Below are 14795 nucleotides of genomic sequence, written 5' to 3'. Positions count from 1 at the left end.
GGTGGCCCACACACCCCCCTTGTTCTCGGGGGCGGGGCCCCCCCCCCCCCCCACGCCCCCCCCGCGTGTTCTTTTGTTAAAAAATGTTAAACCCCCCTTACCCCCCCCCACGACGAGGTCAGCGGCGCATGGCCTTCAATCGCCAGACCGGAACCAGCACGCGGCCGTCCGCGTCGGTGCCGAGCCGGTCCAGCCCGGCGGGGTCGGCGTTCAGCATCGTCCGGACGCTCAGCTTCAGCTCCTCCGTCGTCATCGACGTCGTGTACAGCGTCGGCTCGAGCCGCTCGATCGTCCAGTCCTTCCCGACGGTCTCGCGCAGGTTCGCCTCGGTGATCAGGTACGGCGCCGGGAAGGCGTCCGGCACCTCGGGGGAGAAGGCGAACAGGTGCAGCCGCGCGCCCGGCCGCGTCGCGCGGGTCAGTGCCGCGAGGTACTGGTGCCGCTCGTCTTCGGTCAGGCAGTGGTAGAGCGCGCTGTCGAGGACGGTGTCGAAGCGGCCTTCGTGGCCCTCGAGCTTCGTCGCGTCGGCCACCGCGAAAGTGACGTCCGGCGTGCGAGCGCGGGCCTGCTCGATGGCCGACGGCGCGCCGTCCAGCCCGGTGACGGACAGTCCCCGCGAAGCGAGGAAGGCCGAGTTGTCGCCGAGCCCGCAGCCGATGTCGAGCACCTCGCCGGTGAACTCGCCGGCGTCCGCCAGCGCGACGACGGCGGGCTGCGGCGCGCCGATGTCCCACGGCATCTTCCGGCCCATCGGGGTGGCGCCCTGGTACAGCTCTTCGAAGTCGACGTCCTGTACGTCCATCACTGCCCCCTTATTCAACGTATGATGAGATCACTCCATCCTGCACCTCCTGTCAACCTGGTGGTAGTCGTTGAGTATGAAATTCGGGATCTCGACGTTCGTGACCGACGAAGGCATCCGGCCGGACGTGCTCGGTGCGGCGCTGGAGGAACGCGGCTTCGACTCGCTGTTCCTGGCCGAGCACTCGCACATCCCCGTCAGCCGGGAAAGCCCGTACCCGGGCGGGGGCGACCTGCCGGAGAAGTACAAGCGCACGCTCGACCCGTTCGTGGCGCTCACCGCCGCGGCCACCGCGACGTCGGAGCTGCTGCTCGGCACCGGCATCGCGCTGCTGATCCAGCGCGACCTGATCCACACCGCCAAGGAGGTCGCGTCGCTCGACCTGGTCTCCGACGGGCGCGCGCTGTTCGGCGTCGGCGTCGGCTGGAACCGCGAGGAGATGCGCAACCACGGCACCGACCCGAAGACCCGCGGCGCGCTGATCGACGAGCAGCTGGCCGCGCTCAAGGAGATCTGGACGAAGGACGAGGCCGAGTTCCACGGCGAGCACGTCGACTTCGACCCGATCTACGCGTGGCCGAAGCCGGTGCGCAAGCCGCACCCGCCGATCTACATCGGCGGCGAGAGCGAAGCGGCGCTGAACCGCCTCGCCCGCTACGGCGACGGCTGGCTGCTTCGCGGTCACACGCACTTCGACGAAGCCAAGCGCGTCCGCGGCTGGCTCGCCGACCAGGGCCGTTCGGATGTCGAGTTCGCCGTCTTCGGTGGTGACACGAAGGCCAAGGTGATCGACGGCTTCCGCGAGGCCGGCGTCGAGCGCTACACGTTCCTGTTGGAGACGCTGCCCGAGGCCGAGACGCTCAAGGCGCTGGACGAGCTGGCCGAGGTCGTCGCCGCCCACCGCTGACGGGCCACGGACCCAGGTCCGGGAGGTCGCCGGTGAGCCCGTTGCCGGCGGCCCGCCCGGACAGCCACGCCGCGAGGTCGCGCACGGACCCGGTCACTTCGGCGCCGCCGGTCCCCCAGCGGTGGTCGCCGGCGCGGATCGCCGCGCCGTCCGGCAGCCGGTCGGAGAGGAAGTCCACGGCGTGGCCGCAGAAGTCGTCGGGCCAGTCGGCGATGCCGACGCCGACGTCGAGGTCGACGGCGTGGATCCAGACCTCGCGCCAGCGGGCGAAGACGGTGCTGGACAGCTTGCCGTCGCGGTAGTCGACGTGCTGGTCCCAGTCCGTGACGCGCGCCCACGCGTCTTCGAGGCGGACGGAGTGCCGCAGCAGGTCACGCCGGTGTTCCTCGGCGCTCCGGCCCGCGGTGACCTCGATGATGCCGTCGCGGTCGTGCGTCTTCGGGTCGTAGAGCGGGATCAGCACGCCACGCAGGGCGTTTTCGACCAGGTCGGCCAGCGCGCGTCCCGCGTCCGTGACGTGGGCGAGCACGTGCCCGCGCGTCCAGCCGGGCAGCGGTGACGGCTCGCGCACCTGCTCGTCGGTCAGCGGCTCGAGCGCGCGGTGCAGCCGGCTGTGCGCTTCGGCGACCGCCGCCGCCGGGATCACTTGTCCAGCAGCAGGTGCACCGACAGTTCGAGGCGGTTGGCGACGTCGGCCGCCGACGCGCGGCGGGTCACCCAGGCCACCAGGTTCGCCATCCAGACGTCCGCGACGACGTGGAAGATGTCGCGATCGGCCTCGGCCGGCTCGGAGATGCCCATGGCCTGGGCGAACATGTTCTCCATCAGCCGCCCGACCTGCTCGACCTCGGCGGCCGCGGAGGTGTCGGCGAACATGAACGCGCGGACCATCGCCTCGGTCAGGTGCGGGTCGCGCTGCATCAGGCGGGTGTTGCGGCCGAGCACGAACATCAGCCGCTCGGCCGGCGTGTCGCCGGGGATGGCCTGGCGTTCCAGCTTCTCCTGCGCGCGCTCGAACTCGCGCGCGAGACCGGAGACGAGCAGGTGGATCTTGGACGGGAAGTACCGGTACAGCGTGCCGAGCGCGACGTCGGCCTTCTCGGCGACTGCGCGCATCTGCACGGCGTCGTAACCGCCCTTCGAGGCCAGCGCGAGGGTGGCGTCGATGATCCGGCGACGGCGGTCGCGCTGGGCGGCCGAGCCGAGCTCGTCGGCGCCGATCGCGCTCAGGCCGTTCCCGCGTGCCTTCGCCGGCGCTTTGGCTTTGCCGGGCATCGGCATTCCCCCGTCCTTCGGAACTTGTTCCAGTTCACGACGTAGAGTACCGGTCCTGGCGAAACGTTCACCAATTGACCCGCTGGCCGAAAAACTGTAACACGTTCTACACTCGTGAGTAGTGTCCGTACCGCGAGGAGGCCCCATGCCGGTCGCGCTCACCGAGGAACAGGCCGCGCTGGCCGAGGCGATCCACGCCTGGTCCGCCGCGCACTACCCCCGAGAGGCGGTGCGCGCGGCGGAAACCGGTCCGGCGGCCGGGATTCCCGCGGGCTTCGCCGAGCTGGGCCTGTTCGGCGTCGCTCTGCCGGCCGCGGCCGGTGGCGCCGACGGCACCGTCGCGGATCTGGCCGCCGGACTGGCCGCGGCGGCCGAAGAACTCGTTCCCGGTCCCGTGCTCGGCACCGCTTTGGCCGGCCTTCTGCTCGCGGATGTCCCTTCGGCGAAAGAGCTGCTCGCCGCCGTCGCCGAGGGGGAGGCCACGGTCGCCGTGCTGCTGGACGCACCGTCGCTTGACGACGGCGTCAGCGGGCCGGTGCCGGGCGCTACTGCCGAATCGTGGCTGGTGGTGCCGGTCGGCGGCGGCCACGTGCTGCTCGCGCCGGGGACGCCCGGGGTGATCGTCGAGCCGCTGACGGCGTTCGACTTCTCGCGCCCGCTGGCGCGCGTCCGGTTCTCCGGCGTTCGTGCCGATCCCCTGACGCTGCCGCCGGTCGAGTCGTCGGCGGCGATTTTGTCCGCGGCCGAAGCCGCCGGGGTGGCACGGCGCTGCCTGAGCGTCGCCGTCGAGTACGCCAAGGTCCGCGAGCAGTTCGGCAAGCCCATCGGCGGGTTCCAGGCGATCAAGCACCTGTGCGCCGAAATGCTTTGCCGCGCCGAAGCGGCCGAAGCGCTGGCCTGGGATGCGGCTTCCGGGCAGCACCCGCTGTCGGTGGCGAGTGCGGCCGTCGTCGCCCTCGACGCGGCCGTCGCCAACGCGAAGGACTGCATCCAGGTGCTCGGCGGGATCGGGTTCACCTGGGAGCACGACGCGCATCTCTACCTGCGCCGGGCCGTGGCGTTGCGGCAGTGGCTCGGCGGTTCCGGTCCGTGGCGGCGTCAGGCGGCTTCGCTGGCTCTCGCCGGGACCGAGCGGACGCTGGGCGTCGACGTCGGGGACGACCCCGCCTTGCGCGACGAGGTGGCGCGGATCGCGGTGCTTTCCGGTTCTGAGCAGCGGGTCGCTTTGGCCGACGCGGGACTGCTGACGCCACACTGGCCGGCGCCGTTCGGGCGCGGTGCCGACGCGGCGGAGCAGCTGCGGATCGACGGCGCGCTGGCGGCGGCCGACGTCCGCCGGCCGGACCTGGTGATCGGTGCGTGGGCGGTGCCGACGATCCTCGAGCACGGCAGCGACGAGCAGCGTTCCCGGTTCGCCCGGCCCACCCTCCGGGGTGAAATCACGTGGTGCCAGCTGTTCAGCGAGCCGGGGGCCGGGTCCGACCTGGCCGCGCTGCGGACGGCCGCGCGGCGCGTCGACGGCGGCTGGCGGCTGACCGGGCAGAAGGTGTGGACGTCGCTGGCCCGCGAAGCCGACTGGGGGATCTGCCTGGCGCGCACCGATCCGGACGTGCCCAAGCACCAGGGGATCACGTACTTCCTGGTGGACATGCGCGCCGAGGGCATCACGACGCGGCCGCTGCGGGAGATCACCGGCGAGGCCGTGTTCAACGAGGTGTTCCTCGACGACGTGTTCGTCCCGGACGCCGACGTCGTCGGCACGCCGGGCGGCGGCTGGCGGCTGGCGCGCACGACGCTGGCGAACGAGCGGGTGGCCCTCGGGGGCGGATCCGCGGTGGGGGAGAGCGTGCAGTCGTTGGTGTCCACAGTGGACGCGGCTGCGCTGGACGACGTGGCCGTGGACCGGCTCGGTTCGCTGGTGGCGTTCGGGGTGGCGGGGTCGGTGCTGGACCTGCGGTCGGCCCTGCGCCGGCTGGAGGGGCAGGACCCGGGCGCGGAGTCGAGCGTGCGGAAGCTGCTGGGGGTGCAGCACCGGCAGGAGGTCGCGGAGTTCGCCCTGGAGCTGGCGGGCGCGGGTGCGCTGGTCGCGGGCGATCCGGCGCAGCACGAGTTCCTGCTGACGCGCTGCCTGTCCATCGCGGGCGGCACGACCCAGGTCCTGCGTTCGTTGACGGCGGAACGCCTGCTGGGCCTGCCCCGCGGCTGATGCCCCTCCAATCACGCGAGTTACGTCTCCGATCACGCGAGTCCCGGCTCTGATCACGCGGGATGCGGCTCCGATCACGCGGATCCGGGGTGTCCGGGCGGCGCGAAAGGACCGTTCGCGCCGCCCGGGCCGAAACTGTCGGGGGCGTGTTCTAGCGTTGCCGTCGTGGAGTTCAGCGCAGACACCCGGGCCACCTACCTTCCCGCGGATCCCCCGCGGGACGGCGTGCTGGCCTTGTGGGGCGATGACGTGGCCGGCGGGACCACGATCGAGCTCGTGCTGCCCCGGGGCGGGAAGTTCGCACGCACGAAGGTCGACGCCGAGCTCGTCCCGCTCGAACGCGCGCTGCCCCGCCTGCTCGCGGTGGGGGAGGAGGCCAGCCCGGCCGTCGCGGCGTGGTCGGCGGCCGTCAACGCCGGGGTGAACCTCGTCGCGCGGGGGCGGCTGCGGCCCGCCGTCTCGCCGGCGGGGGCGGCGGCCTGGCGGATCGGGCCGTTGGACGCGGCCGACGAAGAGCTGCTGCGAGGCCTGGCCGGCGCCCTGCCACCGGAGGCGTACGCGCTGCCGCTGACCGGTCTGAAACGCATCCGCCTGCACTCGCCGGACTCGCTGGTCCGCGCCCTCTGGGACGCGACGGCCGACCTGCTGGCGCGCAGCCCGGCGGCGCCGGTCGGGGCCGGCGACCCGGCGTTCGCGGCGCGCGAACCGGCGCTGCTCGGCCCGGACGGCGCGGCCTGGCTGGCCGAGCTGGAGGCCCGCGAACCCCGCGGCGTCCAGGTGCTGCTGCGCGTCGAAGGCCGGGACGACGACACGTTCGCCGGGGTGCTGGCGGTGCGCAGCATGGCGGAGGCGAGCCTGGTGGTGGAGGCGTCGACGCTGTGGGACGCGCCGGATGCGGTCCTGAACCGGCTCGGCGACCAGGTGGAGACGCAGCTGCTGCTCGGCCTGCGCCGCGGCGCGCGGGCGTGGGCGCCGCTGGGCCGGGTGCTGGCGCAGGCCGCGCCCGCGGAGCTGCCGCTGACCGACGACGAGGTCGTCGACCTGCTCACCGACGGCGCCCGCGACCTCGGCGGCGCGGGCATCGAGGTGCTCTGGTCGAAGGGGCTGTTCGCCGGCGAGGTGAAGGCGAGGGCGAGCGCGACCCAGGCGCCGGCGAGCGTCACGGAGGCGGAGTTCGCGCTGAAGAGCCTCCTGGAGTTCCGCTGGCAGCTCAGCCTGGGCGGCGAGCAGCTGACCGAGGCGGAGGTCGCGGCGCTCGCGGAGGCGAAGCGTCCGCTGGTCCGGCTGCGCGAGCAGTGGGTGCGGGTGGATCCGCAGCTGCTCGCGCGGGTCCGGAGCCGCACCCGCAAGCTCGACGCGGGCGAGGCCCTGGCGGCGGCGCTGACGGGCGAGCTGGAACTGGACGGCGAGCGTGTCGAGTTCGCGGCGCCCCCGGTGCTGGGCGGGCTGGCGGAGCGGCTTCGCGACCGGGAGGGCGCTTCGGTGCCCCCGCCGCCCGGGTTGCAGGCGACGCTGCGGCCGTACCAGCAGGCGGGGCTGGCGTGGCTGGCGACGATGACCGGGCTCGGCTTGGGCGCGTGCCTGGCCGACGACATGGGACTGGGCAAGACGATCCAGCTGATCGCGCTGCACCTGCACCGCCGAGCACTGGCGGGCCCGCCGGGCGCGCGCCGGTCCGAGGGCGGGTCGATCGCGGCTCAGGTCGCCACACTCCCGGTGGGAGCGGTGCCTGCCGAGCCCGAGGCCGGCGGCCCTCTCGACTTGGCCAAAGCCCCGGCCGGCAACCAGACCTACTCGACCGAAGCCGCCGCGGAGCTTGCCGAGCCTCGGCCCGATGGGCAGCCCCACCCGACCGAATCCGCGGAGCCTGCCGAATTCCCACCCGCCGACCACTCTGCTTCGACCGGCGGCCCAACCCTGGTCCTCTGCCCGACCTCCCTGCTCGGCAACTGGGAACGCGAGTTCGCCCGCTTCGCCCCGGACATCCCGGTCCGCCGGTTCCACGGCGGCGGCCGTCACCTCGACGACCTCGCTCCCGACGAGGTCGTGCTCGCCACCTACGGCGTCCTCCGCCGCGATCGCGAGACGCTGTCCGAAGTGGACTGGGGACTCGTCGCCGCGGACGAAGCGCAGCACGTCAAGAACCCGCTGTCCGCCACCGCCAAGGAGCTCCGCAAGGTTCCGGCCCGGGCCAAGGTCGCCCTCACCGGCACCCCGGTCGAGAACCGCCTCACCGAACTCTGGTCCATTGTGGACTGGACCACCCCCGGGCTGCTCGGCCCGCTCGACCGCTTCCGCCGCACGGTGGCGCGCCCGATCGAGCGCGACCGCGACAAGGCCGTCACCGAGCGGCTGGCCGCCACCGTCCGGCCGTTCCTGCTGCGGCGCCGCAAGTCCGACCCGGACATCGCCCCGGAGCTGCCGCCCAAGACCGAGACCGACCGGTTCGTCCCGCTCACCGCCGAGCAGACCACGCTCTACGAAGCCGTCGTGCGCGAGAACCTCGCCGAAATCCGGGAGACGCAGGGCATCAAGCGGCGCGGCCAGGTCCTGCAGCTGCTCACCGAGCTCAAGCAGATCTGCAACCACCCGGCGCAGTTCCTCAAGGAACCGCACAGCGCGCTCACCGGCCGGTCCGGCAAGCTCGCCGCGTTCGAAGAACTCGTCGACGTCATCCTCGACGAGGGCGAGAGCGTGCTCGTCTTCAGCCAGTACGTCCAGCTCTGCCGGCTGCTCGAACGCCGGCTCAAGGACCGGGGCCTGCCCACCGAGCTGCTCTCCGGCGAAAGCTCACCGGCGAAACGCCAGGACATGGTCGACCGGTTCCAGGCCGGCGAGATCCCGGTGTTCCTGCTCTCGCTCAAGGCGGGCGGCGTCGGGCTCAACCTGACCCGGGCCACCCACGTGATCCACTACGACCGCTGGTGGAACCCGGCGGTCGAGGACCAGGCCACCGACCGCGCGTACCGCATCGGCCAGGACCGGCCGGTCCAGGTCCACCGGCTGATCGCCGAGGGCACCCTCGAGGAGCGGATCGCGCAGGTGCTCGAAAAGAAGCGCGGGCTGGCCGAGTCGATCGTCGGCGCGGGGGAGGACTGGATCACGGAGCTGTCCGACGACGAGCTCGCCGACCTGGTCCGGCTCGGGAGCGGGTGATGCCCCCGAGGCGGAACTTCGGCCGGACGTGGTGGGGCCGCGCCTGGGTCGACGCGCTGGAGCAGCGCGCGAAGCTCGACCCGAACCGGCTGCCCCGCGGGCGGACGTACGCGCGCAAGGGGACGGTCGGCGAGCTGCACTTCGGCGCCGGGGCGATGACGGCCCGAGTACGCGGCAGCCGGCCGCAGCCGTACAAGGTGACCATCACCATGCGCACCTTCACCGACGGCGAGTGGGACACGCTGCTCGGCGTCGTCGGCACGCAGCTCGGGCACGCGGCCGCGCTGCTCGACGGCGAGCTGCCCGCCGCGCTCGCCGAGCAGGCCCGCGAGGCGGGCGCCGACCTGCTGCCCGGCCCGGGCGACCTGCGGCCGCGGTGCTCGTGCCCGGACTCGGCGAACCCGTGCAAGCACGTCGCCGCCGTGTACTACCTGGTCGCCGACGAGGTGGACCGCGACCCGTTCACGCTGTTCCTGCTGCGCGGGCGCCCGCGGGCGGACGTCCTGGCCGAGCTGCGGTCCCGCCGGGCCCCAGCGCGCGGCGAGAAGCCGAAGCTGCCGAAGCGCGTGGACGAGGGGCTGACGCCCCGCGCGGCCTACGCCCGGCGCCCGGGCGCGATCCCGGCCTTGCCGCCGCCCCCGCGGGTGGCCGGACCACCGGCGACCCTGGACCTCGACCCGCCTCCGAGCACAGGCTGGACGTCGGCGGCGCTGTCGGTGCTCGCGGCGGACGCGGCATCGCTGGCGCGTGACCTGTTGACCAGCGGCGCGACGGCCGCGGAGCTGACGTTCGAGGAGGACCTGGCGCGCCGGGCAGCGAGCCGGACCGGCTCGGAGTTCACCGCGTTGGCGACCGCGGCCGGGGTACCACTGCGGGACTTGGTCCATTGGGCGGAGGCCTGGCGCGAAGCCGGCCGCGGCGGTTTGGCGGTCGTGCGCGAGACGTGGCAGCCGGGCCCGGGTCCGCTGGCCGAAGCGCAAGCAGTGCTGGCCGAGGCGGGCCTCCCGGGAACGCCCAAGGTCTGGCGCAATCGCTTGACGCAGGGGGAGTTGCAGCTGCGCTACGGCCGTGACGCCCGCTGGTACCGGTTCATCCGCGTGGGCGCGGAGTGGCGCTTGGACGGCCCCCCGTCGGCAAGCCCGGTGGACCTGGCGTACTGATCGCGGCGGCCGGCCAACCTGCGCGCCGCTACCGGTTCTCGGCCTTCCAGGCGTTGTACGTGAAGTCCAAGAACCGCGCCACACCCCGCACGACATGCGCACTCCGCACCGAAGTGAACACATCGAACGCGTGCTGGGCCCCAGCCAGCTCCGCATAAGCCACCGGCGCCCGCGACTTCTCCCGCAGCCGCCGCACGAACTCGCGTGCCTCCCGCACCGGCACCAGCGAGTCGTCCCGCCCGTGGATCACGAAGAACGGCGGTGCCTCCGAAGAAATCCGGTCCAGCGGAGACGCCGCCACATAGTCGTCCAAGTGGGTGACCGGATCGCGATCAGCCGCGAACACCCGCCGCGCGATCAAGCTCTCCAGGCGGTACTGACTCGCCCGAGCCCCGGACGTCGCCGCGAAGTCGTACACCCCGTAGTGCGGCACGCACGCCTGGACGCTCGTGTCCGCGTCCTCGAACTCCGGCTGCAACGCCGGGTCGTTCTGCGACAACGCCAGCAGCGCCGACAGGTGACCGCCCGCCGAACCGCCCGTCACCGCCACAAAACTCGGGTCGCCGCCGTACGACGCGATCTCCGAACGGATCCACGCCAGTGCCTGCTTCGCCGCCACGATGTGCGCCGGCCAGCGATGGGCCGGGGACAACGGATAGTTGATCGCGACGCACACCCAGCCGCGACGAGCCAGGTAGCGCATCAGCGGCCGCCCCTGCTCCTCCTTGTTGCCGATCACCCACGCGCCGCCGTGGACCTGCAGCAATACCGGTGCGCCGGTGACCGGCGAAGAGGGCCGGTACACGTCCAGCAGGAACCGCTTGCCGCCCGGGGCGTACGCGACGTCGCGGTCGACCCGCACGTCCGGCGCGCCCATCCGGAACGGCAGCGCCAGCTCGCCCCACGGCAGACCCAGGTCGGACCGGCCCAGCTCGGCCGCGTAATCGTCGCCCAGAGCGTTGGTCAGCGCCGCCTCGATCTCCTCGCGGGCTCCGTGACCCGTCCGGACCAGCGCCGCGAGCCCGGCGGCGGAGGCCGCGGCCATCGCGAGGCCGGCCTGTGTCGACCGGTCGCGGACGCCGTGGCGGGCGACGTGGACCAAGGAGTCCGCCGCCGTCAGCGCCAGGAACTGGGGCGCGAGCTCCCCGGTCAGCCACCCGGCGAAGAACGCCGGGATGGTCGTGGACCGGGCCCGCAACGGGCGGAGCGCGTTCGCGGTGAGGCCGAGCTGGACCGCGCGACGGATCAGGAAATTCGGCTGCACCACCGCGATGGTACCGGCGAGTAGGGTGACGCGCCGCTCACCGGAAGTGGCTTACGCTGATCGGCATGCAGAGACTGAGCGGCCTCGACGCGAGCTTCCTCTACCTCGAGACGCCGTCCCAGGTCCTGCACGTCTGTGGCCTGCTCATCCTCGACGGCTCGACCGTCCCCGGCGGCTACACCTTCGCGAAGCTCGCGGAAAAGCTCGAAGAACGGGTCCGCGTGATCCCGGCGTTCCGCCGCAAACTGCACAATCCGCCCTGGAACATCGGGCATCCCGTCTGGGTCGAGGACGCGGACTTCGACCTCGACCACCACGTGCACCGCATCGGCGTGCCGGCCCCCGGCGACCGCGCCGAGCTGGGCGAGCTGTGCGCGCACATCGCCGGGCAGCAGCTCGACCGTGCGCACCCGCTCTGGCAGCTGTACGTCATCGAAGGCCTGGCCGACGGCCGGATCGCCGTGCTGCTGAAGATGCACCACGCGAGCGTCGACGGTGTGAGCGGCGCCAGCCTGATCACCTACCTGGCCGGCCTGGAGCCCGACGGGCCGATGCCGGAGATCGAAGAGGACCGCAATTCCGCGCTGCCTTCGCCGCTGCGCCTCCTCCGCTCCGGCGTCGAGAGCGTCGCGAGACGTCCCGCCGAGGTCGCGCGGCTGCTGCCGGACCTGCTGGAGCTCGTGCCGCGGTGGCTCGGGAAAGCCCTGCGCGGCAAGGGGATGCCGATCCCCTTCACCGCGCCGCGGACGTCGCTGAACGGCACGATCACCGGGCACCGCAGCGTCGCGTTCGCCCAGCTCGGCCTCGACGACGTCAAGGACGTGAAGAACGCTTTCGGCGTCACGGTGAACGACGTCGTGCTCGCGCTCGTCGCCGGCGCGCTGCGGGACTTCCTCGAAGCGCGCGGCGACCTGCCCGAAGACCCGCTGGTCGCGACCGTCCCGGTCTCGGTGCACGACCGGACCGAGCGCGACCACGGCAGCAACAAGGTCTCGGCGTTCTTCGCGTCGCTGCCGACGCACCTGGCCGACCCGGCCGCGCGGGTGTTCTTCCTCGCCGAGGCCAACCGGCTCTCGAAAGATCACCACTACGACATCGACGCCGACATGCTGCAGGACTGGGCGCAGTTCTCGGCCGCGACGGCGTTCGGGCTGGCCGTGCGCGCGTACTCGGCGTTGCGCCTGGCCGAGAAGCACCCGGTGGTGCACAACCTGGTCGTCTCCAACGTCCCCGGCCCGCCGATGCCGCTGTACTTCCTCGGCGCGCGGATCACCGGCTTCTACCCGCTCGGCCCGGTCTTCCACGGCGCCGGGCTGAACGTCACGGTGCTGTCCAACGCGGGCAAGGTGCACATCGGGCTCCTCGGCGCGCGGGAGCTGGTCAAGGACCTGTGGCCGCTCGCCGACGCGCTCCCGCAGGCCCTCGACGAGCTGCTCAAGGCCGCGGGCTAGCGCGGGCTCAGCACCACGACCGGGATCTCCCGGTCGGTCCAGGCCTGGTACTTCGCGAAGTCGGCGTACAGCTCCACCAGCCGCGGCCAGAGATCCGCGCGTTCCTCACGTTCGGCCACGCGAGCCGTGACGAGCACGTCGCGCCGGCCCTTGAGGTGGACGCGGGTCTCGGGGTGCGCCAGCAGGTTGCGGTACCACTGCGGGTGCCGGGGCAGTCCGCCCTGGGAGCCGACGATGACGACGTCCTCACCGGACCGCAGGTAGAGCAGCGGCGTGGTGAACAGCCGGCCGGACTTGCGCCCGCGGTGCTCCAGCAGCAGCGTCGGCACGGGCTTGCGGAACCCGGCCCCGATCCGCCACGTGCTGCCGATCCGGCCGCCGGTCAGCTTGAAGAGCGCGACCTGGGCCTTCGCCCCGTACTTCATGGCCTTGGCCGTCACGGGCGAGTCCAAGCCGCTGGGCTTTTCGTCGGGCAGGCTGAAGCGTCCCATCGTCAGTTCCTTCCTCGGAGCGAGTGGACCGCGGCGACCAGGGCGGGCACCCAGCGATCCGCGGCGAGCACGCAGGCAGCGTGCCCGGCCGCGACCTCGTACGTCGCCGCGCCGGGGATGCGGCGGGCCAGGGACCGCTGGTGGCCGGGGGCGATGAACCGGTCCCGGGTGGTCACGACGACGGCCGCGGGCAGCCGCAGCGTGGAGAGCCACGGCGTCGAGTCGAACCGCCCGATCTCGTCGACGGCCACCGCGATCTCCCACGGCGTGGTCGACCGGAACTCCCGCAGCCCCCACCGGTAGTCCTGGACGCGTTCGCGCGGGACGGCGGCGGGCACGGCCGGCAGCTTCACGCGCTCGCGCAGCTGCCGCAGCGTCCGGCCGAGGACGTCGAGCGCGACGCTCTGGCGCAGCCCGCGGCGGAAGGTGCTCGCGGTCGAGCAGAGCACCAATCCGGTAACACGTTCTGGTTCGGCCCGGGTGACGAGCTGGGCGACCATCCCGCCCATCGAGTACCCGGCGAGCGCGAACCGCCCGATGCCGAGCGCGTCCGCCACGGCGGTGACGTCGCCGGCGCAGTCGGCGAGCCGGAACTCGGGCGACCGGATGCCCCGGCCGTGCCACCGCTGGTCGAACACGACGACGCGGTGGTGGCGCGCCAGTCGTTCGAGGGTTGGATACCAGGTCAGCAAGCCCGTACAGGCCACCGAATGCAGCAGGACGAGGGCGGGCGCGTCCCGCGGGCCGACGTCGGTGACGACGGTCCGCCCGCGCCCGGGCAGGTCGAGGGGGACCGGATCGGGCACGCCCGCGGTCGGCGGCACGGTGATCCGCCGGCGCCGGCCCGTGCCGTCCGGTTCGGTCACCGCCACTGAAGCTCCTCCGGGAGGGGTTGCCGTACCGGCGCTTTCCGGTTAAGACTAGAACAGGTTTCAGTATTGCGCCGAGCCGGAGGACAGGCGTGGACTTCACCCTTGACGATACGCAGACGGAGATCGCCGCCCTCGCCGCGAAGGTGCTCGGTGATTTCGGGGGTGCGACCCCCGGACCCCGCGCGGGGGGCTCCGCCCCCACGGACGCCCCGAAGCGGGTGGTGGACGACGATCCTTGGCGCGCGCTCGCGAACGCGGGCCTGCTCGCCCTCGCCCTGCCGCCCGACCTGGAGGGCGACGGCCTGGGCATCGCGGAGATCGCGCAGGTCCTGACCGAGGTCGGCCGCGCCGCCGCGCCGGTGCCCGCCTACGCCGCCCTGGCGCTGGGGGTCCTGCCGATCGAGACCCTGGGCACGCCCAGGCAGCGCGCGGAGCTCCTGCCGCCGGTGGCCGCGGGGGAGGCGCTGCTCACCGCGGCCCTGCACGAGCCGTCCGCCCCGCTGGTCGCCGAACCCGCGGCGACCGCGCGCCCGGGCAACGGGAAGTGGCTGCTCAGCGGCGTGAAGACCGCCGTCCCGTACGCGAGCGAAGCCACCCGGATCCTGATGCCCGTGACCACGCCGCACGGCACCGCCGTGTACCTGGTCGACCCGCACGCCGACGGCGTCACGCTCGTCCCGACGCCCACTTCGGCCGGCGCGCCGGAGTACACCGTGCGCCTGGACGACGTCGCCGTCGAGGAGACGGACCTCCTGTTCGACCGGGGCGCGGTCAGCGCGCTGCACCGGTTCGCGCTGGCCGGCGCGCTGGCGGTCGGGGACGGCCTCCTGGCCGGTGCCCTGGCCCTGACGGTGAAGCACGTGGGCGAGCGCGCCCAGTTCGGCCGTCCGCTCGCGACGTTCCAGGCGGTGGCGGGCCAGATCGCCGACGTCTACGTCGCCTCCCGGACCGTGCACCTGGCCGTGACGTCCGCCGTGTGGCGGCTGGCGGCCGGCCTCGACGCGGACGCCGAACTGGACATCGCGGCCTACTGGCTCGCCGAAGAAGCGCCCAAGGCGCTCGCGACCTGCCACCACCTGCACGGCGGGGTCGGCGTCGACGAAACCTATCCGCTGCACCGGTATTCATCGGCGGTGAAGGACCTCGGCCGGGGGCTCGGCGGCGCCGCGCACCGGCTCGGCAGGCTCGGCGAACGAGTGGCGGGGTGAGTG

General features: G+C 73.1%; 12 protein-coding genes. 6 read left to right on the top strand and 6 right to left on the bottom strand.

The annotated features are described in order from the left end of the window. Positions 1-118: 118 nt before the first annotated feature. Positions 119-802, bottom strand: a complete 684-nt coding sequence (locus AB0N03_RS42185; RefSeq protein ID WP_364384891.1) for a class I SAM-dependent methyltransferase — start codon at positions 800-802, stop codon at positions 119-121. Between the two features lie 76 nt (positions 803-878). Here AB0N03_RS42185 and AB0N03_RS42180 point away from each other — a divergent pair, with 76 nt between their 5' ends. Continuing rightward, the gene (locus AB0N03_RS42180) at positions 879-1709 is read left to right on the top strand and encodes an LLM class F420-dependent oxidoreductase (protein ID WP_364384888.1); all 831 of its coding nucleotides are present in this window, start codon (positions 879-881) and stop codon (positions 1707-1709) included. Here AB0N03_RS42180 and AB0N03_RS42175 read toward each other — a convergent pair. Further along, the gene (locus AB0N03_RS42175) at positions 1663-2355 is read right to left on the bottom strand and encodes a maleylpyruvate isomerase family mycothiol-dependent enzyme (RefSeq protein ID WP_364384885.1); all 693 of its coding nucleotides are present in this window, start codon (positions 2353-2355) and stop codon (positions 1663-1665) included. The genes AB0N03_RS42180 and AB0N03_RS42175 overlap by 47 nt on opposite strands. Next, the gene (gene kstR, locus AB0N03_RS42170) at positions 2352-2990 is read right to left on the bottom strand and encodes a cholesterol catabolism transcriptional regulator KstR (protein WP_364384882.1); all 639 of its coding nucleotides are present in this window, start codon (positions 2988-2990) and stop codon (positions 2352-2354) included. The genes AB0N03_RS42175 and kstR overlap by 4 nt, the downstream gene beginning before the upstream one ends. 139 nt (positions 2991-3129) lie before the next feature. Between kstR and AB0N03_RS42165 the strand changes: the two genes are divergently transcribed. The 3 genes from AB0N03_RS42165 to AB0N03_RS42155 all read left to right on the top strand — a co-directional run bounded on the left by AB0N03_RS42165 (position 3130) and on the right by AB0N03_RS42155 (position 9506). Then, positions 3130-5190 carry an acyl-CoA dehydrogenase gene (locus AB0N03_RS42165; RefSeq protein ID WP_364384879.1) on the top strand — a complete coding sequence of 687 codons (2061 nt, stop codon included), beginning with the start codon at positions 3130-3132 and terminating at the stop codon, positions 5188-5190. A 165-nt stretch (positions 5191-5355) separates the two neighbouring features. Further along, the gene (locus AB0N03_RS42160) at positions 5356-8346 is read left to right on the top strand and encodes a DEAD/DEAH box helicase (protein ID WP_364384877.1); all 2991 of its coding nucleotides are present in this window, start codon (positions 5356-5358) and stop codon (positions 8344-8346) included. Next, a complete protein-coding gene (locus AB0N03_RS42155) occupies positions 8346-9506 on the top strand; it encodes an SWIM zinc finger family protein (protein WP_364384874.1) in 1161 nt (386 codons plus the stop codon). Before AB0N03_RS42160 ends, AB0N03_RS42155 begins: the two co-directional genes overlap by 1 nt. 28 nt (positions 9507-9534) lie before the next feature. Here the strand turns inward: AB0N03_RS42155 and AB0N03_RS42150 are convergent, their stop codons facing one another. Continuing rightward, positions 9535-10770: an alpha/beta hydrolase gene (locus AB0N03_RS42150; RefSeq protein WP_364384871.1), complete on the bottom strand. Its 1236-nt coding sequence runs from the start codon at positions 10768-10770 to the stop codon at positions 9535-9537. Positions 10771-10835: 65 nt separating this feature from the next. Here AB0N03_RS42150 and AB0N03_RS42145 point away from each other — a divergent pair, with 65 nt between their 5' ends. Beyond that, positions 10836-12221 carry a wax ester/triacylglycerol synthase family O-acyltransferase gene (locus AB0N03_RS42145; RefSeq protein ID WP_364384868.1) on the top strand — a complete coding sequence of 462 codons (1386 nt, stop codon included), beginning with the start codon at positions 10836-10838 and terminating at the stop codon, positions 12219-12221. Here the strand turns inward: AB0N03_RS42145 and AB0N03_RS42140 are convergent. Both AB0N03_RS42140 and AB0N03_RS42135 read right to left on the bottom strand, forming a co-directional pair. Continuing rightward, a complete protein-coding gene (locus tag AB0N03_RS42140; protein ID WP_364384865.1) occupies positions 12218-12712 on the bottom strand; it encodes a nitroreductase family deazaflavin-dependent oxidoreductase in 495 nt (164 codons plus the stop codon). The genes AB0N03_RS42145 and AB0N03_RS42140 overlap by 4 nt on opposite strands. A 2-nt stretch (positions 12713-12714) precedes the next feature. After that, on the bottom strand, positions 12715-13584 hold the full coding sequence (locus tag AB0N03_RS42135) for an alpha/beta hydrolase (RefSeq protein ID WP_364384862.1): 870 nt from the start codon (positions 13582-13584) through the stop codon (positions 12715-12717). Positions 13585-13673: 89 nt separating this feature from the next. Here AB0N03_RS42135 and AB0N03_RS42130 point away from each other — a divergent pair, with 89 nt between their 5' ends. After that, positions 13674-14792 carry an acyl-CoA dehydrogenase family protein gene (locus tag AB0N03_RS42130; RefSeq protein WP_364384859.1) on the top strand — a complete coding sequence of 373 codons (1119 nt, stop codon included), beginning with the start codon at positions 13674-13676 and terminating at the stop codon, positions 14790-14792. Positions 14793-14795: the final 3 nt, after the last annotated feature.

This window comes from Amycolatopsis sp. NPDC051061 (genome assembly GCF_040682935.1).
Lineage (GTDB): Bacteria > Actinomycetota > Actinomycetes > Mycobacteriales > Pseudonocardiaceae > Amycolatopsis.
This window is presented reverse-complemented; position numbering and strand designations above follow the sequence as displayed.